Raw genomic sequence first — 23,944 nt, 5'->3', positions numbered from 1 at the left:
TCTCCCCACGATCAACTCAGTCGAAGTACTTCTTGAGCTCGTCCGGCATCACCGGCAGCGGCTTCTCGGACAGGTCGACGCCGGTGCCGGCATCGTTGAGCGTGACGACGAGGTTCTTCTTGCCCCACACCTCGGCATCGGTCTTGGGGAAGTCGTCGCGGGTGTGGCCGCCACGCGACTCCTGCCGGGCGAGCGCGGCCTTGGCGATGGACTCGCTGACGACCAGCATGTTCCGCAGGTCGATGGAGAGGTGCCAGCCCGGGTTGTACTGCCGGTGGCCCTCCACGACCATGTGCTTCGCCCGCTCCTTGAAGACCTCGATCTCGCGCAGCGACTCCTCCAGCTCGGCCGCGGTGCGGATGATGCCGACCAGGTCGTTCATCGACTGCTGGAGGTCCTGCTGGATCGTGTAGGGGTTCTCCCCTCCCTCCACCTCGAACGGCGCGAGGGCGCTGTCCTTGGCGGCGGACACGTCCGACTCGCTCACCCCGGGACGCGCGGCCAGCGAGGCGGCGTACGACGCAGCGTGCTCGCCGGCCCGCTTGCCGAAGACCAGCAGGTCGCCGAGCGAGTTGCCGCCGAGCCGGTTGGAGCCGTGCATGCCGCCGGAGCACTCGCCGACGGCGTAGAGCCCGGTGACGGCGGACTCCTGGGTGTCGGGGTCGACCTCGACACCGCCCATCACGTAGTGGCAGGTCGGGCCGATCTCCATCGGCTCGGCGGTGATGTCGACGTCGGCCAGCTCCTTGAACTGGTGGTACATCGACGGCAGCCGCTTGCGGATGAACTCCGGCGTACGACGCGACGCGATGTCGAGGAAGATGCCGCCGTGCGGTGACCCGCGGCCGGCCTTGATCTCGGAGTTGATCGCCCGGGCGACCTCGTCACGCGGCAGCAGCTCGGGTGGGCGCCGGTTGTTCTTCTTGTCGTCGTACCACCGGTCGGCCTCCTCCTCGGTGTCGGCGGTCTCGGCCCGGAAGAACTCCGGGATGTAGTCGAACATGAAGCGCTTGCCCTCGGAGTTGCGGAGGATGCCGCCGTCGCCGCGCACCGACTCGGTGACCAGCAGGCCCTTCACCGACGGCGGCCAGACCATGCCGGTCGGGTGGAACTGCACGAACTCCATGTTGATCAGCGCCGCTCCTGCCCGCATCGCGAGCGCATGGCCGTCGCCGGTGTACTCCCACGAGTTGGAGGTGACCTTGAAGGACTTGCCGATGCCACCGGTCGCGAGGATGACGGTGGGCGCCTCGAAGAGCACGAAGCGGCCGCTCTCGCGCCAGTAGCCGAACGCGCCGGAGATCGCGCCGCTGCCACCGTCCTTCATCAGGTCGGTGACCGTGCACTCCATGAACACGTCGATGCCGAGCTGCACCGTGCGCTGCTGGAGGGTGCGGATCATCTCGAGGCCGGTGCGGTCGCCGACGTGGGCGAGCCGAGCGTACTTGTGGCCGCCGAAGTCGCGCTGGCTGATCAGCCCGTCCTCGGTGCGGTCGAAGAGCGCACCCCAGTCCTCGAGCTCCTGCACCCGCTCGGGCGCCTCCTGGGCGTGCAGCTGGGCCATCCGCCAGTTGTTGAGCATCTTCCCACCACGCATGGTGTCGCGGAAGTGCACCTCCCAGTTGTCCTCGGGCCAGCGGTTGCCCATCGCGGCGGCGATGCCGCCCTCGGCCATGACGGTGTGCGCCTTGCCGAGCAGCGACTTGCAGACCACCGCCGTGCGGGCGCCCGCCTCGTACGCCGCGATCGCCGCGCGGAGACCCGCGCCGCCGGCGCCGACCACGACGACGTCGTACTCGTGGCGCTCCATGCCGCCCTCGGCCGAGCCGGACATCTCGTTCCCCGTCATCGGGTGGCGATCACTCACAGAAGACTCCCCTCATCAGAAGAACCGCGGGTCGTCGAAGGCACCGGACGCGAGCAGGTAGATGTAGAGGTCGACCAGCGCCACGGAGAAGAGCGAGTACCAGGCGAACTGCGCGTGCCGGGCGTTGAGCTTCGAGACGAAGGTCCACATCTGGTAGCGGACCGGGTGCTTGGAGAAGTGCCGCAGGCGGCCGCCGGTGATGTGCCGGCAGGAGTGGCACGAGAGCGTGTAGAGCCAGATCAGCACGACGTTCGCGACCATGAGGACCGTGCCGAGGCCCATGTGGATGCCGTCGGACTCGCCCTCGGCCGGACCGAAGGCCAGCAGCGCGTCGTAGGTGAGGATCAGCGCGACCACGACCGCGGCGTACCAGAACCAGCGGTGGACGTTCTGGAGGATCAGCGGGAAGCGAGTCTCACCGGAGTACTTCCCGTGCGGCTCCGCGACCGCGCAGGCCGGCGGGGAGAGCCAGAAGGCACGGTAGTAGGCCTTGCGGTAGTAGTAGCAGGTCATCCGGAAGCCCAGCGGGAAGATCAGGATGAGCAGCGCCGGCGACAGCTGCCACCAGCTGAACGGCTGGCCGAAATCCGAGGCGCCGGACGTGCAGGAGTCCGTGAGGCACGGCGAGTAGAACGGCGAGAGGTAGGGCTCGGAGAAGTAGTTGTCGCCCGAGAACGCCCGCCACGTCGCGTAGACGATGAACGCCGCGAACACCACGAACGTCGTTGCCGGATAGAGCCACCATCTGTCGGTGCGCAGGGTCTTCGCCTCGATGCGGGCCCGGGTGGGCCCGTTCACACCCGTCAGATCTGTCGCCATCGGCGCCTCCGTCGTGAGCACGTGATAGGTGAGTCTGCACAAAGGGGTCCCGATGTGAAAGGGCCCACACCGAGAATTCGAGAACGTGTTCCATGGCGTGTGGTAGGCGCGGTTCACCCGACATCAACCTCCACGCAGCCGTCCGGACACCCCGGCTGGTCACGGTGGCGCCATGCGGATCACCCTCGTGACCGAGACGTTCTTCCCGGCCGTGGACGGCACCACGACGACGGTGAAGGCCGTCGTGGACCGGCTCGTCGACACCGGCCACCAGGTCGACCTCATCGCGCCCGGCCCGGGTCTCGCGACCTACCGCGGCTGCCGGGTCAGCCGGATCCGGCCCTGGCACCAGGTCGGCACGCAGGTCCGCGACGCCCTGGCGGCGTCCGGCCCGGACCTCGTGCACGTCACCTCCCCCGGCCCGGTCGGCCGCAAGGCCCTCAAGTACGCCGGGCGCCTCGGCCTCCCCTCGATCGTGGTCGAGCAGTCCGCGCTGCTCGACGTCACCGAGGACTACTGGCGCTCCCGCGTCGCCGAGCGCGCCTCGACGGTGCTCGTCACCTCCACGTGGATGCTCGACCGGGTCGCCGGCTTCGGCGTACCGGTCTCCCTGTGGGCTCCCGGTGTCGACACCGCCGCCTTCACTCCCGCCCTGCGCGACACCTGGCTGCACGAGAAGTGGTCACGCGCCCGCACCCGCACCGAGCCGCAGGTCCTCGTCGGCTACGTCGGCAGCCTCCGCAACCGGCACGACGTCCGTCGCCTCGCGGACCTCAACCGGATCCCCGGCATCCGTCCGGTCGTGGTCGGCGACGGCCCGCAGCGCGAGTGGCTCGAGTCGCGGCTGCCGGAGGCGAAGTTCACCGGCACCCTCGCGACCGGCGACCTCACCGCCGTGCTCCCGACCCTGGACCTGCTCGTCCACCCGGGCCGCCAGGAGACCTGCAGCCACGTCCTCCGCGAGGCCGGCGCCGCCGGCGTCCCGGTCGTCGCCCCGCGTGCGGGCGGCGCCCGCGACGTCGTGCGCGGCCTGGAGACCGGGCTGCTCTACGACGCCGCCGACGACCAGGGCCTGGTCCGCGCGGTCGCCTCGCTCGCGGCCGACCGCCGCCGCTCCCTGCTCGGCGCACGGGCACGCGAGCTGGCGACCCGGTCGTGGGTCGACGCCGTCGACGAGCTGGTCGAGCAGCACTACCGCCCGCTGGTCGGGGCCGGTCGCGGACTCGCCGGTAACCGGACGTAAGTCACACTCACCCGGGCGTCGCCGCGCCCGGCGCTGAAGGTAGCGTGGCCTTTCGTGGCAACGACGACCTTGGTCAGGGGTGCGCGCGCTTCGCGCTCGACCATCACCCTCAAGCTCTTGATGGCCGCGAGCGGCATCATCTTCATCGGCTTCGTGCTCCTGCACATGTACGGCAACCTCAAGGCCTTCTCCGGCCACGACGCCTACAACGAGTACGCCGAGCACCTGCGCACCATCGGTGAGCCGATGCTCCCGCGCGAGGGCCTGCTCTGGATCATCCGGGCCGTGCTGATCGTCTCGCTCGTCGTGCACGTCTACTCCGCGGCCAAGCTGTGGCGCCGGTCCAACCACGCGCGGACGCAGCGGTACGTCGTGAAGAAGAACCTCGCGTCGTCGTTCTCCTCGCGCTGGATGCGCTGGGGCGGGCTGACGATCCTGCTCTTCCTGATCTGGCACCTCGTCAACTTCACCATCGGCAAGGTCAACGTCTCGGGTGGCGCCACCAACGACCCGTACAACCTGCTGGTCGACACCTTCGACACCTGGTGGATGACGATCATCTACCTGGTCGCGATGTTCGCCCTCGGCATGCACCTGCACCACGGCGTCTGGAGCTCCGCCCAGACGCTCGGCCTGACCAACAACGCCCGGGCCCGCCGCAACGCGAAGGCCCTCGGCTGGATCGTCGCGGTCGTCATCGCCGGCGGTTTCTCCCTCGTCCCGATCTTCGTCCTCGCGGGCGTCATCACCAAGTAAGGGGTCGCGCACATGACCGACATGCCTGACACCACCCTCACCGGTGACCCGTCGCACGACGCCCCCGGCGCCCACGGTGACGACGCCGCCGGCTACTACGTCCCCGGTTCTCCGATCGCGGACACCAAGTCCCCGGGCGGCCCGATCGACGAGCGCTGGCAGACCCGCAAGTTCGAGGCCCGCCTGGTCAACCCGGCCAACCGCCGCAAGCTCGACATCATCATCGTCGGCACCGGCCTGGCTGGTGGCTCGGCCGCCGCGACGCTCGGCGAGGCCGGCTACAACGTGAAGTCCTTCTGCTACCAGGACTCCCCGCGCCGCGCCCACTCGATCGCGGCCCAGGGCGGCATCAACGCGGCGAAGAACTACAAGGAGGACGGCGACTCCGTCCACCGCCTCTTCTACGACACCGTCAAGGGCGGCGACTACCGCTCGCGCGAGTCGAACGTCTACCGCCTGGCCGAGGTCAGCACCAACATCATCGACCAGTGCGTCGCGCAGGGCGTCCCCTTCGCCCGCGAGTACGGCGGCCTGCTCGACAACCGCTCCTTCGGCGGCGTGCAGGTGTCCCGCACCTTCTACGCCCGCGGCCAGACGGGCCAGCAGCTGCTGATCGGCGCCTACCAGGCGCTCGAGCGCCAGGTCGCCGCCGGCACGGTCACGCAGTACACCCGCCACGAGATGCTCGAGCTGATCGTGGTCGACGGCAAGGCCCGCGGCATCATCGCCCGCGACCTGGTCACCGGCGAGATCGAGACCCACCTCGCCGACGTCGTCGTCCTCGCCAGCGGCGGCTACGGCAACGTCTTCTTCCTCTCCACCAACGCGATGGGCTCCAACGTCACCGCCGCGTGGCGTGCCCACCGCAAGGGTGCCTACATGGCCAACCCCTGCTACACGCAGATCCACCCGACCTGCATCCCGGTCACGGGCTCGCACCAGTCGAAGCTGACCCTGATGTCGGAGTCGCTGCGCAACGACGGCCGGATCTGGGTGCCGAAGAAGAAGGCCGACTGCGAGAAGGACCCGCGGGACATCCCCGAGGAGGACCGCGACTACTACCTGGAGCGGATCTACCCCTCCTTCGGCAACCTGGTGCCTCGCGACATCGCGTCCCGGGCCGCCAAGAACGTGTGCGACGAGGGACGCGGCGTCGGCCCCGAGGTCGAGGGCGTCCGGCGCGGCGTCTACCTCGACTTCAGCGCGGCGATCGAGCGCCTGGGTCGCGACGGCATCGAGGAGAAGTACGACAACCTCTTCGACATGTACGCCCGCATCACCGGCGAGAACCCCTACGAGACGCCGATGCGGATCTACCCCGCCGTCCACTACGTCATGGGCGGCCTGTGGGTCGACTACGACCTCCAGTCGACGATCCCCGGCCTGTTCGTGACCGGTGAGGCGAACTTCTCCGACCACGGCGCCAACCGCCTCGGCGCCTCGGCGCTGATGCAGGGCCTGGCGGACGGCTACTTCGTCCTGCCGCACACCATCCGCGACTACCTCGCGGACGGCCCCTTCGAGAAGATCGAGGAGAGCCACCCGGCCGTCGTCGAGGCCAAGAAGGCCGTCGAGGACCGGGTCGCGCACTTCCTCGGCACCAGCGGAACCCGCAGCGTCGACTCCTACCACCGCGAGCTCGGCAACATCATGTGGGAGTACTGCGGCATGGAGCGGACCGAGGACGGCCTGAAGAAGGCGATCGACCTCATCCGCACCCTCAAGGACGACTTCTGGCGCAACGTGAAGGTCCTCGGCACCAACGACAGCCTCAACCAGTCGCTGGAGAAGGCCGGCCGGGTCGCCGACTTCATGGAGCTCGGCGAGCTCATGTGCATCGACGCGCTCAACCGCCGCGAGTCCTGCGGTGGTCACTTCCGGGCGGAGTCGCAGACCGAGGACGGCGAGGCGCTGCGCCACGACGACCAGTTCGCGTACGTCGCGGCCTGGGAGTTCGCCACCGACCCGGACGTCGCGGAGGGGATGGGCACGCCCGTCCTGCACAAGGAAGACCTCGTCTACACGGCCATCGAGATGAAGCAGCGGAGCTACAAGTGAAGGTCACCCTCAAGATCTGGCGTCAGCCGGACTCCGTGTCCCCGGGCGCGATGCACACCTACGAGCTCGACGGGGTGTCCGAGGACATGTCGTTCCTCGAGATGCTCGACGTGCTCAACGAGGACCTCATCGTCAAGGGCGAGGACCCGGTCGCGTTCGACTCCGACTGCCGCGAGGGCATCTGCGGCATGTGCGGCCTGATGATCAACGGCCAGGCCCACGGCCCGGAGGTCACCACGACCTGCCAGCTGCACATGCGGTCCTTCAAGGACGGCGACGAGATCGTCATCGAGCCCTGGCGCTCGGACGCCTTCCCGGTGGTCAAGGACCTCGTCGTCGACCGCGGCGCGTTCGACCGGATCATCCAGGCCGGCGGCTTCATCTCCGTCAACACCGGCTCGGCCCCTGAGGCCCACTCGGTGCCGGTCCCCCGCGAGGACGCCATCCGCGCGTTCAACGTGGCGACCTGCATCGGCTGTGGCGCCTGCGTCGCGGCCTGCCCCAACGGCTCCGCCTCGCTCTTCATGGGTGCCAAGATCACCCACCTCGGCGAGCTGCCGCAGGGTCAGCCGGAGCGCGACAGCCGCGTGGTCGGCATGGTCGCCCAGCACGACGCCGAGGGCTTCGGCGGCTGCACCAACATCGGTGAGTGCACCGCCGCCTGCCCCAAGGAGATCCCGCTCGACGTGATCTCCCGCCTCAACTGGGACCTGCACGCCGCGCTGCGCCACGGCCACTGACCTGCGAGAGGTCAGCGCACCCGGAGGGTGAAGCTCTTCACCACCCGCTTGATCGTGGTGCCGGGCTCCCCGAAGACGAACCTCGCCCGCACCCGCAGGCTGCCGGTGCGGTGCAGCTTCCTCTCCCCGGCCCGGGTCGGGGAGAGGACGAGCCGCTGGCGTCCCCCGTCGACGCAGCCTGACCACGGCCGCAGCTCGGACCCGCCGACGGGTCGGACCTGCAGGCGGCCGGGCACGTTGGGGTAGACCATCGGCTCCAGCTTGCCGTTGCGGGTGCGGGCGTCCCGCACGATGACGACGAAGTTCCGCTCCGTGTTCACGTCGGCGACCATCGCCGTGCCGGTCGCGGTGCCGTCGGACAGCCACGGCTCCATTCCGTGCACCCCGTCGTCCGCGGCGAGGAACAGCCGCTCACCGACCGCAGCGAGACCGGTCGGGCCGGTGTACTTCGAGCCGGCATCCTGGACGTCCGCCACGCGTCTGGTGCCTGCCGAGGTGCCATCCGTCGCGAAGAGACGGATGCCGGAGGCGAAGTAGACCGAACCGCCCACGGCGGTGAAGTCGGCCGGCCCGCTGCCGGCCTCGCCCGGGTTGACGTCGTCGACCAGGACGGTGCCGTCCTCGGTCCCGTCCGACCGCCAGGGCTCCCGGCCGTGGACGTCGTCGTCGGCGGAGAAGTAGAGCAGGCCGTTCGCTGCGCTGAGCCCCTCGGGGCCGTGGTTGCCGTAGTAACCACCCTCGTCGTCACTGGAGATGTCCTTGACCAGCACGGTGCCCGTCTCCGTGCCATCGCTGGTCCACAGCTCGCGCCCGTGCGTGCCGTCGTCCGCGACGAAGAAGACCTGCTGGCCGACGGCGACCATCTCCGCACCTCCGTCGTACGCCGTCGCCGGGGCCACGTCCTCGACGACGTGGGTCCCGTCTGCGGTGCCGTCCGAGACCCAGAGCTCACGACCGTGGCCGGCGTCCGCGAAGAACAGCAGCGAGTCGCTCGTCCCGGCCGAGTAGCTGAAGTCGGTGCTGGCGGAGCCTGGGCTGAGGTCCTTGACGAGCGTCGTCCCGGCACGGGTGCCGTCGGTCTGCCACAGCTCCTGCCCGTGCACCCCGTCGTCCTCGGTGAAGAACACCGTGTCTCCCACGGCCTCCAGGCCGGTCGGTCCGGGGTAGGCGTCGTTCCGACCGACGTCCTTGACCATGACCGTGCCGGCGGTGGTGCCGTCGGACGTCCAGACCTCGCTCCCGTGGATGCCGTCGTCGGCGACGAAGAACAGCCGCTCGCCCACGAGGACCATGCCGTCCGCGTTGCCGGTGCCACCGGTGCCGTAACCGCCGGCGCCGATGGCCTTCACGAGGACGGTGCCGGCGCGGGTGCCGTCCGAGCGCCACAGCTGCCGCCCGTGCGCCCGGTCGGTCGCGGCGAAGTAGAGGTCACCATCCATCCCGACGAGGCTGCCGGGGTCGCTGTCGCCTGCGCCGCCCCGGATGTCGTCGACCAGCGCCGTGCCGTCGGCGGTGCGGTCGGAGCGCCATAGCTCCCGGCCGTGCACCCCGTCGTCGGCGACGAAGTAGAGCCTTCCCCCGACCTCGACTCCCTGGCGCGGCACGCTCGACCGGGTTCCCTCCGGACACCGGGCCGCCATCCTGGCCTGCGCCTCGGTGGCCGAGGCCGCAGCAACGGGGGCGACCCCCGCCAGCCCCACCGCAATGGCCGCCACTGCTGCGGACGTCGTACGGGCCTGCGCCCGAGCACGAACCCGTCGTCGACCCATCGTCGTTCCCCCTGTCCCGAGTACCAGCAGACTGTCACACGGTGCCGCGTCGCGTCACCCGCTCGGCAGCACCCACACCTCGCCGTCCCCGAGCGTGGGGCACCGCGCCCCGGGCACCGCCTGGACGTCGAAGATCTCGTCGACGCCGTTCTCGAACTCGAGGGTCGCGAGGGTCTCGCCGGTGCGGAGGTCGACGACGCCGACCCCGCACTTGAGCTGGTCGTGGTAGGCCGCGAGCGGCGTGCCGCCGAAGGTCGTGGTCTCCCGGATCTTCGAGAGCCCGACGAAGGCCAGGTGGCCGTGGCAGGCCAGCCCGCGCGCGTAGCCGGGGAAGGTCGCGACGACCTCGCGCTCGCCGGTTGCCGGGTCGACGCGCTCGAGCCGTCCCCAGCCGGAGTTGAGGACGTAGAGCGCGCCGTCGTACCAGCGCGGCGAGTGCGGCATCGCGAGGCCCGTCGTCACCGGCTCTCCCGAGGCGACGTCGAGCACGGTGCCGGTCTCGTTGCGCGCGGCCCGCCAGCCGCCCGCCTCGTCGCTCCGCGCCATCACGGTGACGTACGCCGGCCGCCCGTCGCGCATCGCCAGCCCGTTGAGGTGGCAGCGGTCCTCCGGCGCGAGGCGGGTGACGAACGGCGGCCGCCACCGCGGCACGAAGCTGTGTCGGCCGTCGAGGCCGGCCAGGCACGAGAACGCGGTGTTGACGACCCACAGGTCGGGCTCGCCGGCGTCCGTCGACCCCCAGGCGACCTCGTGGCACTGGATCGACCCGGTGACGACGGACGAGCGCGGCAGCCAGCAGCGGTCGTGCCGCCCGGCGGGCGCGACCGAGGCCGCCACCTCGGGCTGGTCCATCAGGGTCCACACCTGGTCCTTGCCGCCGACGACGACCCGGTCCGGGCCGACCGCGACGCCCATCGCGTGGTCGAAGCGGCGGAAGGAGAAGGTCAGCCGGCCGTCCGCGACACCGACCGCGACGAGCTGGCCCGCCTGGTAGGTCGAGACGAGCAGCGCGCAGCCCGCGTCCGCCAGCACGCCGGGGAAGGACGGGCTGTGGTGGTAGCGGACCTCGGTGCCGCGCGCCGCCTCGCTCACTTCAGCTTCAGCGTGAAGCTGCGGACCACGGCGCTGGCCGGGCTGCCGCACGCCGTGAAGGTGAAGCGCACCTTCACCCGCAGGCTGCCCTTGCGCTTCAGCTCGCGCAGGCCCGCCCGCGTCGGCTTCAGGACCACTGTCTGCGCGCCGTCGTCCTCGAAGACCGCGCGGGCGCGCTTGACCGGGGAGCCGCCGACCCGCGTGACGACCAGGTCGCCGGGCCCGTCGGCGTACACGCGCACCCGCAGGGTGCCGTTGTCGGTGTTGGGGCGACCCGACTTCGCCACGCCGAAGGCGGTGACGACGTTGATGTCCTCCACCAGCGAGGTCCCGGCGGCGGTACCGTCCGAGACCCAGGGCTCGAGGCCGTGGACGCCGTCGTCGATCGCGAAGAAGAGGCGGTCGCCGAACGCCGTCAACGACTGGGGGCCGCTGTAGTAGCCCGCGTCGCTGCCGATGTCCTTGACCAGCACGGTGCCGGCCTCGGTGCCGTCGGAGGTCCACAGCTCGCCGCCGTGGACGCCGTCCTTGGCCCCGAAGAAGAGCTGCCCGTCGACGTCGGTGAGGTAGACCGGGTTGCTGCCATAGCCCCCGTGGCGGATGTCGTCGACCATGACGGTGCCGGCCGGGGTGCCGTCGGAGGTCCACAGCTCGCGGCCGTGCGTGCCGTCGTCGGCGGTGAAGAAGAGGGCGCCACCGGACTCCGTGAGCAGCTGCGGGCCGCTGTAGTAGTTGTCGTCCTCGTCCTCGCTGCCGATGTCGGCGACCATCGTGGTGCCGGCCTCGGACCCGTCGCTGCGCCAGAGCTCGCGGCCGTGGGTGCCGTCGTTCGCGCTGAAGAAGAGCGTGTCCCCGACCGCCGCGAGCGAGTTGGGCTGGGCGCCCTTGACGCCCGGGTCGATGTCGGAGACCAGGTGGGTCCCGGCGCCGGTGCCGTCGGAGGTCCACAGCTCGGGGCCGTGCTCGCCGTCGCGAGCGGAGAAGAAGACCGAGTCGCCGACCGCGGTGAGGTAGCTGACGGAGCTGTCGTAGGCACCCGGGTAGATGTCCTTGACCAGGGTGGTGCCGGCAGCGGTCCCGTCGGAGGACCAGAGCTCCTGACCGTGGTCGTCGTCGTCCGCGCTGAAGAAGAGCCGGTTGCCGACCGCGGTGAGGTCGCCGATGCCGCCGTAGTAGCTGCTACCGCTGCTGATGTCCTTGACCAGGGTCGTGCCGGCAGCGGTGCCGTCGGAGGTCCAGAGCTCCCGGCCGTGGATGCTGTCATCGGCGGCGAAGAACACCCGGTCACCCACGACGGTGAGGTCCTTGGGACCGCTGTAGTAGTCGTCGTCGGGGTTGATGTCCTTGACCATGGTCGTGCCCGCAGTGGTGCCGTCGGAGGTCCAGAGCTCCCGACCGTGCTTGCCGTCGTCGGCCACGAAGAAGAGCGCGTCCCCCGTCGACACCAGGTCGTCGATGCCCTCGTCGTAGTAGCCGCCGTCCTTGCCCGGCGCGATGTCCTTGACGAGCACGGTCCCGGCGGCGGTGCCGTCGGAGGCCCACAGCTCGCGGCCGTGGAGGCCGTCGTCGGCGGTGAAGAAGACGCGCCCGCCCAGGACGGCACCCTCCGAGGGGCTGCTGGGCGGGGTCGGGACGCCGGTGCAGTCCGCCCGGCTCGCGGTCGGCGCCCCGGCGTACGACGGCGCGGAGACCGCCCCGAGCCCGCCGAGGGCCACGGCGGCGACCGCCGCCACGCCCGCCGTACGCCGCACCCGGGCGCGGCGCCTCAGCTCCTTCGCCCGTGCCGTCCTCGCCCGGAGCACCTGGGCCCGGGCACTGCGCTGTCGTCGGCTCATCGCCGCCTCCTCACCCCGTGTGCGAGCAGGTTGTCACCTCTCGCGCCGTCTCGTGCCCGTATGACGCACGACACCCGCGATCGGTTGCCTCGGCTCGTCAGGATCGACGGGCGCGTAGTGCACGCACCCCGAGCGTCGCGAAGACGACGCCGAGCACCATGTTGACCACGATCAGCACCGAGTGGGCGATGTAGTAGCCGCTCGGGCGGTCCTCGCCCGACGCGTGCGAGGCGGCGAGGTTCTTGATGAACGTGCCCCAGATGACGAAGTTCCAGATCGCCACCGCGACCAGGAACCAGGCTGTCTTGCGTCCCACTGTCAGTCCTTCTGCTGGGTGAACCGGCGGATCACGGCCACGAGGCCGAGCATGGTGGCGGCGCCCGCGGCGTACGGCGCGACCCAGGGGTGGTCGACCTCGTCGAGGCGCTCGGCCCGGGAGCGCACGGGCGGGGAGGGCGGCCCCTGCACGGGCGCGACCTCGGACTCGGGACGGGCGGCGCGGGCCGCCGGCGAGGTGTGCGCCCAGGCGGCGGCGTAGAGGACGACGCGGGAGAAGTAGTTGATCCAGACCAGGACGATCAGCGCGATCCCGAAGGCCTGGAAGGCCGGGTTGCCGGTGGTGGAGGAGATGAGCAGCCCGGACACCTGCTTGAGCACCTCGAAGGCGATGGCCCCGAGGAACGCACCCGACCACAGCGAGCGGCGCGGGGTGTACGGCGGCTCGGCGAGCAGCACGAACATCGCGAAGAAGAGCAGCATGTTGGCGCCGAATCCGAGCAGGACGCTCAGCAGCTTGACCAGCCACCCGAGCTCGGTGTCGAGCTCCAGCCAGCCGAGGAGCTGGTCGGCGAAGCCGCCGATCAGCCCGGCGGCCGCGACCGAGACCAGCAGGATCACGCCGATCAGCGCGAGGGTGACCAGGTCGCGGAGCTTGCCGAAGAGGAAGTTGGGCTGGTCCTTGGCGGGGACCTCGAAGACCACGATGAGCGCGTCGCGCATCGCGGCCAGCCAGCCGAGGCCGGAGTAGAGCAGGATGACCGCACCGATGATCCCGGCGGTCGCGGCGGCGGTCTCGATGTCGCTGATCTGGACCTGGTTGTCGCCGGTGCCGACCAGGCCGGGGATGACGGCGTTCAGGGCGTCGGAGAGGTCCCCGCGCGCCCCGGGGTAGATCTTGGCCACGATGCCGACCACGAAGAAGGCCAGCGCGAGGATCGGGAAGAAGGACAGGAACGCGAAGTAGGTGACCGCGCCCGCCTGCTGGCCGGCCTTGACCCCGCCGTAGTGCTCCTGCATCCGGACGACGTGGTCGACGAGCGGACGCCGCTCGCGGACCTCGGCGATCCGCTCCTTCAGCGACGGCACGTCAGCTCGCCGCCGGGGCCGCCTGGAGCGGGAAGTGCCGGGTGGGCTGCCACCCGGCGTCGGAGTCGTGGACGTAGAGGTCGAAGCCCGGGACGTCGAACTCGCACTCGAAGTCGGCGAGCTCCTCGAAGGCCCGGTCGAGCAGCGGGTCCTCGAGGTGGTGGGCGATCGTCACGTGCGGGTGGTAGGGGTACTGCAGGTCGACGTCGAGCGGGCCGCGGCGGCAGGCGCCGGCCAGCTGCTCGCACTGCGAGATCCCCTCGGCCAGGCTCACGAAGACCACCGGCGAGACGGGTCGGAAGGTGCCGGTGCCGCGCAGGTGCACGCAGAAGCCCTCGGCCTCGGCGGCGACCTCCTCCAGGTGCTTCTCGACCTCGGCGAGGTGCACGACGTCGACGTCGGTCGGCGGGACCAGCGTGATGTGCGTGGGGATCATGGTCGCAGTGGTATCCCCCACGGCAGTCCGGTAATCCTGGAGCTCGGTGGCCCAGGGTTCCGGGATCGCGACCGCCACGCCAATCGTCGGCATGCAGAGACCCTACTGTCCGGCCGCCGCGAAGCCGACCCGGTCGTACACGTCGCGCAGCGTCCCGGCCGCGACCGCACCCGCCTGCTCGGCGCCGCGGCGCAGCACCTCGGTTAGGTAGGTCCGGTCGTCGAGCAGCTCGAGGGTGCGCGCCCGGAAGGGGGTCACGAAGTCGACGACGACCTCCGCGAGGTCCTTCTTGAGGTCGCCGTAGCCGCGGCCGGCGTACTGCTCCTCGAGGTCGGGGATCTCCCGCCCGGTGAGCGCGGAGTAGATGGTGAGGAGGTTGCTCACCCCCGGCTTCTCCTCGGCGTCGAAGCGCACCTCGGACCCGGAGTCGGTCACGGCGGAGCGGATCTTCTTCGCCGAGACGTTCGGCTCGTCGAGCATCTCCACGATCCCGGACGGCGAGGACGCCGACTTGGACATCTTCGACGTCGGGTCCTGGAGGTCGGTGATCTTCGCGGTCGCCTTGAGGATGTAGGGCTCGGGCAGCCGGAAGGTCTTCTTGTAGCGGCTGTTGAACCGCTGGGCGAGGTCGCGGGTGAGCTCGAGGTGCTGGCGCTGGTCCTCGCCGACCGGCACGTACGCCGGGCGGTAGAGCAGGATGTCGGCGGCCTGGAGGATCGGGTAGGTGAAGAGGCCGACGCTGGCGGCGCCCTCACCGCCCTTGGCGGACTTGTCCTTGAACTGGGTCATCCGGCGCGCCTCGCCGAAGCCGGTGAGGCACTGGAGGACCCAGCCGAGCTGGGCGTGCTCGGGCACCTGGGACTGCACGAAGATCGCGGACCGGTCCGGGTCGATGCCCATCGCGAGCAGCTGCGCCGCGGCGCGCAGGGTGCGCTGGCGCAGTACCTTCGGGTCCTGCTCGACCGTGATCGCGTGCAGGTCGGCGATGAAGAAGAACGGCTGGTGCTCCTCCTGGAGGTCCACCCACTGCCGCAGCGCGCCGAGGTAGTTGCCGAAGTGGAAGGAGTCGGCAGTCGGCTGGATGCCGGAGAGCACGCGCGGCCGGGCTTCCCCCGTCGTGGTGGACATGGCCCTCATTCTTGCCGATCCTCGACGGGCCGGTCAGCCCGGGGTGAGGGTCAGGAGAGCTCCGTACGGCGCGCCGTGGCGGCCGACCAGAAGAGCACCACGATGCCGGCGACCGAGAGCGCCGCGCCGACCAGCGCGGGAGCGCGGTATCCGTAGCCCGCGGCGATGACGACGCCACCCAGCCAGGCACCGAGGGCGTTGGCGATGTTGAGCGAGGCGTGGTTCATCGCCGCGCCGAGCGTCTGGGCCTCGCCGGAGACGTTCATCAGGCGCAGCTGGAGGTTGACGACGAGCACCGAGCCGATCGCGGTGATGAGGAAGACCGCGGGCAGGAGCAGCCAGCCGTAGGGCGCGACCAGCCAGGTCAGCAGCATCACGAAGAAGGAGCCGATGCCCGACCAGATGAGGGAGCGGAAGACGTCCCAGTCGGCCAGCCGGCCGGCCAGCCAGGTGCCGGCGACCATGCCCAGGCCGAAGGCGGCGGTGAAGAGCGGCACCGTCGAGTCCGGCAGCCCGCCCACCTCGGTGACGGTCGGCGCGATGTAGGAGTAGACGGCGAACAGGCCGCCGAAGCCGACCGCGCCCGCCAGCAGCGTGAGCAGCGCCTGGCCGTTGCGGAAGAAGAGCATCTCCCGGCGGCCGGTCGCGTCGGGGTTGCCCGCCACCGACGGCACGAAGAGCAGCACGCCGACGACGGTGATCAGGGCCAGCCCGGCGGTGCTGAGGTAGGCGGCCCGCCAGCCGACGTTCTGGCCCAGCCACGTCGCCGCCGGGACGCCGATCACGTTGGCGACCGACAGGCCGAGCATCACGCTCGCGACCGCACGGCCACGGTGCTGGGGAGCCGCGAGGCCGGCGGCGACCAGGGACGCGACGCCGAAGTAGGCGCCGTGGGGCAGCCCGTCGGCGAACCGGGCCACCATGAGGAGCCCGTAGCTGCTCGCCACCGCGCTCAGCGCGTTGAAGACGGCGTACGTCGCCATCAGGCCGACGAGCAGTGCCCGCCGCGGCAGCCGGGCGCCGAAGATCGCGATCAGCGGAGCGCCGACGACGACGCCGAGCGCGTAGGCCGAGATGAAGTGGCCGGCCGTCGGGATCGAGACGCCGACGCCGTCGGCGATCTGCGGGAGCAGGCCCATGGTGACGAACTCGGTGGTGCCGATCGCGAAGCCGCCCACGGCCAGCGCGAGCACGGCGAGCGTGTAGTGGCTGGCGCGCGTCGTCTCGGCCGTCGTGGTCGAGGTGGGCGCGGTCGTCGTCACGGGTGAGGTCCTTCTCCGGTCGTCGGGGGGCGGTCACGGCTGACGGCGTACGCAGCACTGACAGTCTGCAACCACCGGCCGGACGGCACCTATTCCTTGACCGGTCCAGCAGCACCCGGTGCCAACTTCCTCAGGTGGGTCCCTCCGGGGCCGATCGGGCCGGGGAACGCTCCCCGACAGAAGACGCGAGGCTCACTCCCCCATGCGCACCCTCCTGCACCACCTGGCCATCGGCCGCCGGCTCGGCATCGCCTTCGGCGCCCTCGCCCTCCTGGTCGCGGTGGTGGCCGGCACCGGTCTCTACTCCGCCCAGCAGCAGATGAGCATCCGGGCCGACCAGACCCGTCTCGACCAGATGCGCGACGACGTCAAGGAGCTGCGCTACTACGACTCCGACATGAGCGGATGGCAGGGCTACATCTTCTCCGAGGCCACCCAGACCAACGGCGCCGCCGCCGTCCAGCCCGACGCCGACAACATGTCGGGACTGCTCGAGGACAAGGCAGCGGTGGAGAAGATCCTCGCGAACTTCGACGAGGGCGCCCTCACCTCGGACGAGAAGCGGGCCTTCAGCATCATCAAGACCCAGTGGTCCAACTACTTCGACGCCACCGACGAGTGGTCCCAGCAGCTCGGCAAGGCCACGAGCCCGGCCGAGATGCAGGCCGCCTTCACCTACATGAACTCCGGTCCGCTCGCCGGCACCTGGAACGATCTGCTCGACAGCTCCCAGCGGCTGGCCGACTCGGTGGAGCGGCGTACGACGGCGCTCGACGCGCACGCCGACGACGCCGCCAACCAGGCGAAGATCGCCATGCTCGCCGTGGGACTCGCGGCGCTCGCGATCGCGCTCCTGCTCGGCATCGTGATCACACGGTCGATCGTCCGGCCGCTGGGTCGCGTCGGTGGCGCCGTGAAGCGGGTCGCCGAGGGCGACCTCACCGCCTCCCCCGAGATCGAGCAGCGCGACGAGGTCGGCCGCCTGGCCGCCGACTTCGACGCCGCCATGGCCTCGCTGCGCCAGATCGTCTCCACGATGGCCGAGTCGGCGATCACCGTCGCCGCGACCGCCGAGGAGATCGAGGTCACCTCGGTCACCATCGCGACCTCGGCCAAGGAGGCCTCGGCCGAGGCGACCCTCGTCACCTCCTCCGCCGAGACGGTCTCCCAGAACGTGCAGACGGTGGCCGCCGGCTCCCAGGAGATGGGCGCGTCGATCCAGGAGATCGCCCGCGGTGCCCACGACGCCGCCGGCGTCGCCACCGAGGCCGTCCGGATCGCCGAGGAGACCGGCGAGACCGTCACCAAGCTCGGCACCTCCTCGGAGGAGATCGGCGCGGTCATCAAGACCATCACCTCGATCGCCGAGCAGACCAACCTGCTCGCCCTCAACGCGACCATCGAGGCCGCCCGTGCCGGCGAGGCCGGCAAGGGCTTCGCCGTCGTCGCCAACGAGGTCAAGGAGCTCGCCCAGGAGACCGCCCGCGCCACCGAGGACATCGCCCAGCGGGTCCAGGCCATCCAGGGCGACGCGAGCGGCGCGGTCGACGCGATCGCCCGGATCGGTGAGGTCGTCGCCCGGATCAGCGACTCGCAGCAGACCATCGCCGCCGCGGTCGAGGAGCAGACCCTCACCACCCAGGAGATGAACCGCAACGTCGGCGACGCCGCGACCGGGTCCGGGGAGATCGCCACCGGCATCGGCCGGGTCGCCTCGGCGACCCGCGCGACCACCGAGGGCGTCGACCACCTGCACGACGCCGCCGCCGAGCTCTCGCGGATGTCCAACCAGCTCCAGGACCTGGTCGGCACCTTCCGCTACCAGTGACCCGGCGCTGACTTCCGACCGGCCTGGGGGGCCGGACGGGACCGAGACGAGGATCTCGGCCGCCTCACGGGGGGCGACCGAGGTCCTCGTCGTCGTTGGTGGTGGTGCTCGCTGCCTAGCCGACCTTGGTGGCGTCGGACTGGACGACCGCGACCTGGCCGGTCGAGGGCACGCAGCCCTGTCCTTCGTACGGCGTGGGGTCGGTCAGCTGACCGCTCGCCTGGACCGTCTCGCCCTCACGGGCGACCAGGTGGTCGCCCCCGTCGTACAGGCTGACGCGACCGGACGCGTCGATCCGCGCGTAGTAGCCCGCGGGCCACACCGTCCAGACCTGCTGCCCGGCGACGTCGGCGAGGTAGACGCACTTCTGCGCGTCGAGCGAGAGCTGGCCGCGGATGGTCTGGCTGCCGCCGGTCTGGCCGGGCTTCCACGACGAGGTGGGCACCCGGGTGGTGGTCGCCTGCGTCTGGCTGCCCTCGGACACCCAGCTCACGACGCCGAACGCGGCGGCCGCGATCAGGACCGGCACCACGACCGCCAGGACCAAGCCCCGGCGACCGATGACCGGCTTCTGCTCCCAGTGGAGGTAGCTGCCCTCCTGGAGGTCCTCGTCAGGCAAGGGACGCCAGTGCCTCGTTGAGCGTCGCGGACGGGCGCATCACGGCGTCCGCCTTCGCGTCGTCGGGCCGGTAGTAGCCGCCGATGTCGGCCGGCGATCCCTGCACGGCGTTGAGCTCCTCGACGATCGTCTGCTCCTGGGCCGTCAGCGTGTCCGCGAGCGGCTTGAAGGCGGCGGCGAGGTCGGCGTCGTCGGTCTGCGCCGCGAGCTCCTGGGCCCAGTAGAGCGCCAGGTAGAAGTGCGAGCCGCGGTTGTCGATGCCGCCCACGCGACGGGTCGGCGACTTGTCCTCGTTGAGGAAGGTGCCGGTGGCGCGGTCGAGGGTGTCCGCGAGGACCCTGGCGCCCGGGAGACCCGCCTGCTCGGCGTAGAGCTCGAAGGACGGCACCAGCGCGAAGAACTCGCCCAGGCTGTCCCAGCGCAGGTAGTTCTCCTTCACCAGCTGCTGCACGTGCTTGGGGGCGGAGCCGCCGGCGCCGGTCTCGAAGAGGCCGCCGCCGTTCATCAGCGGGACCACCGAGAGCATCTTGGCCGAGGTGCCGAGCTCGAGGATCGGGAAGAGGTCGGTGTTGTAGTCGCGCAGCACGTTGCCGGTCACCGAGATGGTGTCCTCGCCCTTGCGGATCCGCTCGAGGGAGTACGTCGTCGCCTCGGCCGGCGCCATGATCTCGATGGTGAGGCCGTCGGTGTCGTGCTCGGGGAGGTACTCGTTGACCTTGGCGATCAGGTTGGCGTCGTGGGCACGGGTCTCGTCGAGCCAGAAGACGGCGGGGGTGCTCGAGGCGCGGGCCCGGGTCACGGCCAGCTTGACCCAGTCGCGGATCGGGGCGTCCTTGGTCTGGCAGGCGCGCCAGATGTCGCCCGGCTGGACGTCGTGCTCGATGAGCACCTCGCCGGCGGCGTTGACGACCTGAACGGTGCCCGCCGACGGGACCTCGAAGGTCTTGTCGTGCGAGCCGTACTCCTCGGCCGCCTGGGCCATCAGGCCGACGTTCGGCACCGAGCCCATGGTGGACGGGTCGAGCGCGCCGTGGGCGATGCAGTCGTCGATGACGGCCTGGTAGACGCCGGCGTAGGAGGAGTCCGGGATGACGGCGAGGGTGTCGGCCTCGTTGCCGTCGGGGCCCCACATGTGGCCGCCGATGCGGATCATCGCCGGCATCGAGGCGTCGATGATGACGTCGGAGGGGACGTGCAGGTTGGTGATGCCCTTGTCGGAGTCGACCATCGCCATGGCCGGGCCCTCGGCGAGACCGGCCTCGACGGCGGCCTTGATCGCGGCACCCTCGGGGAGCTTCTCCGCGGCGGACAGCAGGCCACCGAGACCGTCGTTGGGCGAGATGCCCGCGGCGGCGAGCTGCTCGCCGTACTGCTCGAAGAGCGTCGGGAAGAAGGCCTGCACGACGTGGCCGAAGATGATCGGGTCGGAGACCTTCATCATCGTGGCCTTGAGGTGGACCGAGAAGAGCACGTCGGAGGCCTTGGCCGCGGCGATCTGCTCGGTGAGGAAGCGGCGCAGCGCGGCGACGTCCATGAAGGTGCCGTCGACGACCTCGCCGGCCAGGACCTTGATGCCGTCCTTGAGCACGGTCTCGGTGCCGTCGGCGCCGAGGTGCTTGATGGTGAGGGTGTCGTCGGCGGGGATGACCACGGACTTCTCGTTGGAGAAGAAGTCGTCGTGGCCCATGGTCGCGACCGAGGTCTTCGAGTCGTTGCTCCACGCACCCATGCGGTGCGGGTGGGTCTTCGCGTAGTTCTTGACCGACAGCGGCGCGCGGCGGTCGGAGTTGCCCTCGCGGAGCACCGGGTTGACCGCGGAGCCCTTCACCTTGTCGTACTTCGCCCGCGTCGCCTTCTCCTCGTCGGACGAGGGGCTCTCCGGGTAGTCGGGGATCTCGTGGCCCTGCTCCTGCAGCTCCTTGATCGCGGCCTTGAGCTGCGGGACGGAGGCGGAGATGTTGGGCAGCTTGATGATGTTGGCCTCGGGCGTCTTCGCGAGCTCACCGAGCTCGGTCAGCGCGTCGTCGACGAGCCCGAACTGGGCGAGGATCCGGCCCGACAGCGAGATGTCGCGGGTCTCCATGTCGACGCCGGCCCTGGCGGCGTACGCGGAGACGATCGGGAGGAAGGAGTACGTCGCCAGCAGGGGCGCCTCGTCGGTGTGGGTGTAGATGATCTTGGCCATGTCCGGGCGACTCCTGGATCGGGAAGAGCGGGAAAGTTCCTTGACGTCAAGATACCTGACGCGCGGTCCGGCGCGGTCGGCGGTTCCACCCTCGCACCCGCCCGAGGTCCGGGCAACGGCGGTCCCCGGCTCAGGTGGCCTAGGCTGTCGGCCATGGCGGACTCCACCATCCAGCAGAAGCTGACCGCCGAGGTCATCGGGACGTTCGTCCTGGTGTTCTTCGGGTGCGGCTCGGTCATCTACGCCGGTCAGGCGAAGAACTTCCCCAGCACGGTGACGACCGTCGGTCTCACCTTCGGCCTCGCCGTGATGGTGATGGCCTACGCCTTCGGCCGGATCTCCGGCGCCCACTTCAACCCCGCCGTCTCCGTCGGCGCGGCCATGGGCGGCCGGATCTCGTGGCGCGAGGTCGGCCTCTACGTGGTCGCCCAGCTCGTCGGCGCGGTCCTCGGCGCACTCGCCCTCTTCATCCTGATGCAGGGCTGGGAGGGCTTCGACGCCACCAACGGGATGGGCCAGAACTCCTTCGGTGACGTCGGCAGCGGCTACGCCTGGTGGGCCGCCTTCCTGCTCGAGCTGGTGCTGACCGCGATGTTCGTGACCGTGATCCTCGCGGTCACCGACGAGCGCAACGAGCACCCCTCGCTGGCTCCGCTCGCCATCGGCTTCACCCTGGCCGCCATCCACTTCGTGGCGATCCCGGCGACCGGCACCTCGGTCAACCCGGCCCGCTCCATCGGTCCCGCGCTCTTCGCCGGCCCGGACGCGATCACCCAGCTGTGGCTCTTCATCCTGGCCCCGACCATCGGCGCCGCGATCGCCGGCCTCGCCTACCCGCTGCTCTTCGGCCGCGCCGGCGAGCCGGTCGCCGGCTCGGGCATCAGCTTCAGCCGCCCGCGCACCGCGGCGCACGTCCCGGGCTACGCCGCGCCCGACCAGTACCAGCAGCAGTGGAACCAGGACACCGCCGTCGCGGCCCCGGCCGCGTCAGCGGCCGCCCCGGTCGCGGAGCCGATCGTCCAGGACGGCTGGCAGTGGGACCCGGTCGGCCAGCAGTGGCACCCGGTCGGCCAGACGCCCGAGCAGTGGCGGGCCCAGCAGGCCGCCGAGGCGGCGGCCCAGCAGGGCGAGACCCCGGAGGACGGCGACGCCGGCACCCAGGTCAGGCCCCCGAGCTGATCGCCGTCCGCAGCCGGACCACGCGGTAGGCGCCGCTCGTGCTGCTCTCCTCGACCGGTCCGGTGCCGCGCTCGTAGGTGATCTCGGTCGACCCGGCGACGGGCTCGGGGTGCTGCACGTCGACGACGAGCCGGTCCTCGTCGAGGCTCATCACCGTGGCGTGGTCCTCGACGACGCCCTCGGCGTACGCCGTGCGGTAGCCGTCGCCCACGCGCGGCGTCGCGAGCATCGCGACGCCGGCCTCGGCGCCGTCGGCTCCGGCCCGCCAGACGCCCTCGCGGCCGAACCACCAGACGTTGCCGTCGGTGTCCTGGGCGTACCAGTCGGTGACGGTCCTCCCCTGCTCCGTCGAGACCCGGGCGGTGGTGGCGACGCCGTCGACCTCGGGACCGTCCGCGACGGTGACCGTCAGCCCGTGGCTGCCGGAGACGTCGGCGACGACGTAGGTCCAGGTGCGCCCCTGGGGCAGCGGGAACCACGGGTTGTCGACCCCGGCGACGAAGTCGCCGGGGTCCGGGCTCGGCGTCGGGATCACCAGCTCGTCGACGCCGGCGGGCGGGCTCGGGGCCGACGCCGTGCCGCAACCGGCCAGTGCACCGGGGAGGAAGGCGAGGAACGCGACGGCGGCGAGTGCGCGTCTCCTCATGGACCCCAGCATCGCAGGGCGCCTGAGCGCTGCTAGCGTCGGGAGCCGGAAACCCACCTTCCTCTTACGTGTGTCAAGGAGTCCCGTCGTGAGCTCTACCCCGTTGAAGGTCGCCGTCACCGGCGCCGCCGGCCAGATCGGCTACAGCCTGCTCTTCCGTCTCGCCAGCGGCTCGCTGCTCGGCGACCGGCCGATCGAGCTGCGGCTCCTCGAGATCACCCCGGCGCTCAAGGCGCTCGAGGGCGTCGTCATGGAGCTCGACGACTGCGCGTTCCCGAACCTCGCCGGCGTCGAGATCGGCGACGACGCGGAGACCATCTTCGACGGCGTCAACCTCGCCCTCCTGGTCGGCGCCCGTCCGCGCGGCCCGGGCATGGAGCGCGGCGACCTGCTCTCGGCCAACGGCGCGATCTTCACCGCCCAGGGCAAGGCCCTCAACAAGGTCGCCGCCGACGACGTCCGCGTCGGCGTGACCGGCAACCCGGCCAACACCAACGCGCTGATCGCGATGACCAACGCGCCCGACATCCCGCAGGAGCGCTTCTCCGCGCTGACCCGCCTCGACCACAACCGCGCGATCTCGCAGCTGGCCGCCAAGACCGGCGCCGCGGTCACCGACATCAAGAAGATGACGATCTGGGGCAACCACTCGGCCACCCAGTACCCCGACATCTTCCACGCCGAGGTCGGCGGCAAGAACGCCGCCGAGGTCGTCGGCGACCAGGCCTGGATCGCCGACACCTTCATCCCGACCGTCGCCAAGCGTGGCGCCGCGATCATCGACGCCCGTGGCTCGTCCTCGGCCGCGTCGGCCGCGTCGGCGACCGTCGACGCCGCCCGCGACTGGCTGCTCGGCTCCCCCGAGAACGACTGGGTCTCGATGGCGGTCGTCTCCGACGGCTCCTACGGCGTCCCGGAGGGCCTGATCTCGTCCTTCCCGGTCACCACGAAGGACGGCGACTGGTCCATCGTCCAGGGCCTGGAGATCGACGACTTCTCGCGCGGCAAGATCGACGCCTCGACCGCGGAGCTCGCCGACGAGCGCGACGCCGTCAAGGAGCTCGGCCTCATCTGAGCCGACCCGGCACCGACTGATCGCTGACCCGGCAGAAGGCTT

20 protein-coding genes are annotated in these 23,944 nt (G+C 70.8%); 7 read left to right on the top strand and 13 right to left on the bottom strand.

What is annotated here, in order from left to right:
* Positions 1 to 16: 16 nt before the first annotated feature.
* Both K8U61_RS18710 and sdhC read right to left on the bottom strand, forming a co-directional pair.
* The gene (locus tag K8U61_RS18710; protein ID WP_224124571.1) at positions 17 to 1,849 is read right to left on the bottom strand and encodes a fumarate reductase/succinate dehydrogenase flavoprotein subunit; all 1,833 of its coding nucleotides are present in this window, start codon (positions 1,847 to 1,849) and stop codon (positions 17 to 19) included.
* Between the two features lie 33 nt (positions 1,850 to 1,882).
* Positions 1,883 to 2,665, bottom strand: coding sequence for a succinate dehydrogenase subunit SdhC (sdhC, locus tag K8U61_RS18705; RefSeq protein ID WP_224124570.1), 783 nt, complete (start codon positions 2,663 to 2,665; stop codon positions 1,883 to 1,885).
* A 193-nt stretch (positions 2,666 to 2,858) separates the two neighbouring features.
* Between sdhC and K8U61_RS18700 the strand changes: the two genes are divergently transcribed.
* From K8U61_RS18700 to K8U61_RS18685, 4 genes are read left to right on the top strand one after another with little or no spacing between them, the layout of a single operon-like run.
* The gene (locus K8U61_RS18700) at positions 2,859 to 3,929 is read left to right on the top strand and encodes a glycosyltransferase (RefSeq protein ID WP_224124569.1); all 1,071 of its coding nucleotides are present in this window, start codon (positions 2,859 to 2,861) and stop codon (positions 3,927 to 3,929) included.
* Positions 3,930 to 3,983: 54 nt separating this feature from the next.
* The gene (locus tag K8U61_RS18695) at positions 3,984 to 4,685 is read left to right on the top strand and encodes a succinate dehydrogenase cytochrome b subunit (RefSeq protein ID WP_224124568.1); all 702 of its coding nucleotides are present in this window, start codon (positions 3,984 to 3,986) and stop codon (positions 4,683 to 4,685) included.
* A 21-nt stretch (positions 4,686 to 4,706) separates the two neighbouring features.
* Positions 4,707 to 6,743, top strand: a complete 2,037-nt coding sequence (locus K8U61_RS18690; protein ID WP_224124591.1) for a fumarate reductase/succinate dehydrogenase flavoprotein subunit — start codon at positions 4,707 to 4,709, stop codon at positions 6,741 to 6,743.
* Entirely contained in the window at positions 6,740 to 7,483 is a 744-nt protein-coding gene (locus tag K8U61_RS18685; RefSeq protein ID WP_224124567.1) for a succinate dehydrogenase/fumarate reductase iron-sulfur subunit, read from the top strand. Before K8U61_RS18690 ends, K8U61_RS18685 begins: the two co-directional genes overlap by 4 nt.
* An 11-nt stretch (positions 7,484 to 7,494) precedes the next feature.
* On the opposite strand, the gene K8U61_RS18680 is transcribed toward K8U61_RS18685, so the two are convergent.
* The 8 genes from K8U61_RS18680 to K8U61_RS18645 form a co-directional block, all read right to left on the bottom strand.
* Positions 7,495 to 9,087 (bottom strand): ELWxxDGT repeat protein, encoded by a 1,593-nt coding sequence (locus K8U61_RS18680; protein WP_224124566.1) that lies wholly within the window; start codon positions 9,085 to 9,087, stop codon positions 7,495 to 7,497.
* A 219-nt stretch (positions 9,088 to 9,306) separates the two neighbouring features.
* Positions 9,307 to 10,344 (bottom strand): TIGR03032 family protein, encoded by a 1,038-nt coding sequence (locus K8U61_RS18675; RefSeq protein WP_224124565.1) that lies wholly within the window; start codon positions 10,342 to 10,344, stop codon positions 9,307 to 9,309.
* On the bottom strand, positions 10,341 to 12,179 hold the full coding sequence (locus tag K8U61_RS18670; protein ID WP_224124564.1) for an ELWxxDGT repeat protein: 1,839 nt from the start codon (positions 12,177 to 12,179) through the stop codon (positions 10,341 to 10,343). The genes K8U61_RS18675 and K8U61_RS18670 overlap by 4 nt, the downstream gene beginning before the upstream one ends.
* Before the next feature lie 97 nt (positions 12,180 to 12,276).
* Positions 12,277 to 12,495: an SCO4848 family membrane protein gene (locus tag K8U61_RS18665; RefSeq protein ID WP_224124563.1), complete on the bottom strand. Its 219-nt coding sequence runs from the start codon at positions 12,493 to 12,495 to the stop codon at positions 12,277 to 12,279.
* A gap of 2 nt (positions 12,496 to 12,497) precedes the next feature.
* Positions 12,498 to 13,544, bottom strand: coding sequence for a YihY/virulence factor BrkB family protein (locus K8U61_RS18660; RefSeq protein WP_224124562.1), 1,047 nt, complete (start codon positions 13,542 to 13,544; stop codon positions 12,498 to 12,500).
* A gap of 1 nt (position 13,545) precedes the next feature.
* Entirely contained in the window at positions 13,546 to 14,073 is a 528-nt protein-coding gene (locus K8U61_RS18655; protein ID WP_224124561.1) for a 2'-5' RNA ligase family protein, read from the bottom strand.
* 9 nt (positions 14,074 to 14,082) lie between these two features.
* The gene (gene trpS, locus K8U61_RS18650) at positions 14,083 to 15,117 is read right to left on the bottom strand and encodes a tryptophan--tRNA ligase (RefSeq protein WP_372454295.1); all 1,035 of its coding nucleotides are present in this window, start codon (positions 15,115 to 15,117) and stop codon (positions 14,083 to 14,085) included.
* A 41-nt stretch (positions 15,118 to 15,158) separates the two neighbouring features.
* Entirely contained in the window at positions 15,159 to 16,370 is a 1,212-nt protein-coding gene (locus K8U61_RS18645) for an MFS transporter (RefSeq protein ID WP_224124559.1), read from the bottom strand.
* A gap of 202 nt (positions 16,371 to 16,572) precedes the next feature.
* Here K8U61_RS18645 and K8U61_RS18640 point away from each other — a divergent pair, with 202 nt between their 5' ends.
* The gene (locus K8U61_RS18640) at positions 16,573 to 18,198 is read left to right on the top strand and encodes a methyl-accepting chemotaxis protein (protein WP_224124558.1); all 1,626 of its coding nucleotides are present in this window, start codon (positions 16,573 to 16,575) and stop codon (positions 18,196 to 18,198) included.
* Positions 18,199 to 18,313: 115 nt separating this feature from the next.
* Here K8U61_RS18640 and K8U61_RS18635 read toward each other — a convergent pair whose 3' ends face one another.
* Both K8U61_RS18635 and K8U61_RS18630 read right to left on the bottom strand, forming a co-directional pair.
* Entirely contained in the window at positions 18,314 to 18,817 is a 504-nt protein-coding gene (locus K8U61_RS18635) for a hypothetical protein (protein WP_224124557.1), read from the bottom strand.
* Positions 18,810 to 21,002: an NADP-dependent isocitrate dehydrogenase gene (locus K8U61_RS18630; protein WP_224124556.1), complete on the bottom strand. Its 2,193-nt coding sequence runs from the start codon at positions 21,000 to 21,002 to the stop codon at positions 18,810 to 18,812. Before K8U61_RS18630 ends, K8U61_RS18635 begins: the two co-directional genes overlap by 8 nt.
* A gap of 153 nt (positions 21,003 to 21,155) precedes the next feature.
* Here K8U61_RS18630 and K8U61_RS18625 point away from each other — a divergent pair, with 153 nt between their 5' ends.
* Positions 21,156 to 22,181: an MIP/aquaporin family protein gene (locus K8U61_RS18625; protein ID WP_224124555.1), complete on the top strand. Its 1,026-nt coding sequence runs from the start codon at positions 21,156 to 21,158 to the stop codon at positions 22,179 to 22,181.
* Here K8U61_RS18625 and K8U61_RS18620 read toward each other — a convergent pair.
* Entirely contained in the window at positions 22,165 to 22,827 is a 663-nt protein-coding gene (locus K8U61_RS18620) for a hypothetical protein (RefSeq protein ID WP_224124554.1), read from the bottom strand. The two genes, K8U61_RS18625 and K8U61_RS18620, sit on opposite strands and share 17 nt — an antisense overlap.
* Positions 22,828 to 22,915: 88 nt before the next feature.
* Between K8U61_RS18620 and K8U61_RS18615 the strand changes: the two genes are divergently transcribed.
* Positions 22,916 to 23,902 carry a malate dehydrogenase gene (locus tag K8U61_RS18615; RefSeq protein ID WP_224124553.1) on the top strand — a complete coding sequence of 329 codons (987 nt, stop codon included), beginning with the start codon at positions 22,916 to 22,918 and terminating at the stop codon, positions 23,900 to 23,902.
* The last annotated feature ends 42 nt before the right edge of the window (positions 23,903 to 23,944 follow it).

Source organism: Nocardioides mangrovi (assembly GCF_020073815.1).
GTDB classification, from domain to species: Bacteria; Actinomycetota; Actinomycetes; order Propionibacteriales; family Nocardioidaceae; genus Nocardioides; species Nocardioides mangrovi.
Note: the sequence above shows the minus strand (reverse complement) of the source record. Positions and strands in the feature narration are given on the sequence as shown.

Coding starts and splice junctions, on each gene's coding strand:
- K8U61_RS18710 (WP_224124571.1), bottom strand. CDS start 1,849: ATGACGGGGAACGAGATGTCCGGCTCGGCCGAGGGCGGCATGGAGCGC.
- K8U61_RS18700 (WP_224124569.1), top strand. CDS start 2,859: ATGCGGATCACCCTCGTGACCGAGACGTTCTTCCCGGCCGTGGACGGC.
- K8U61_RS18690 (WP_224124591.1), top strand. CDS start 4,707: ATGCCTGACACCACCCTCACCGGTGACCCGTCGCACGACGCCCCCGGC.
- K8U61_RS18670 (WP_224124564.1), bottom strand. CDS start 12,179: ATGAGCCGACGACAGCGCAGTGCCCGGGCCCAGGTGCTCCGGGCGAGG.
- K8U61_RS18655 (WP_224124561.1), bottom strand. CDS start 14,073: ATGCCGACGATTGGCGTGGCGGTCGCGATCCCGGAACCCTGGGCCACC.
- trpS (WP_372454295.1), bottom strand. CDS start 15,117: ATGAGGGCCATGTCCACCACGACGGGGGAAGCCCGGCCGCGCGTGCTC.
- K8U61_RS18640 (WP_224124558.1), top strand. CDS start 16,573: ATGCGCACCCTCCTGCACCACCTGGCCATCGGCCGCCGGCTCGGCATC.
- K8U61_RS18630 (WP_224124556.1), bottom strand. CDS start 21,002: ATGGCCAAGATCATCTACACCCACACCGACGAGGCGCCCCTGCTGGCG.
- K8U61_RS18625 (WP_224124555.1), top strand. CDS start 21,156: ATGGCGGACTCCACCATCCAGCAGAAGCTGACCGCCGAGGTCATCGGG.
- K8U61_RS18620 (WP_224124554.1), bottom strand. CDS start 22,827: ATGAGGAGACGCGCACTCGCCGCCGTCGCGTTCCTCGCCTTCCTCCCC.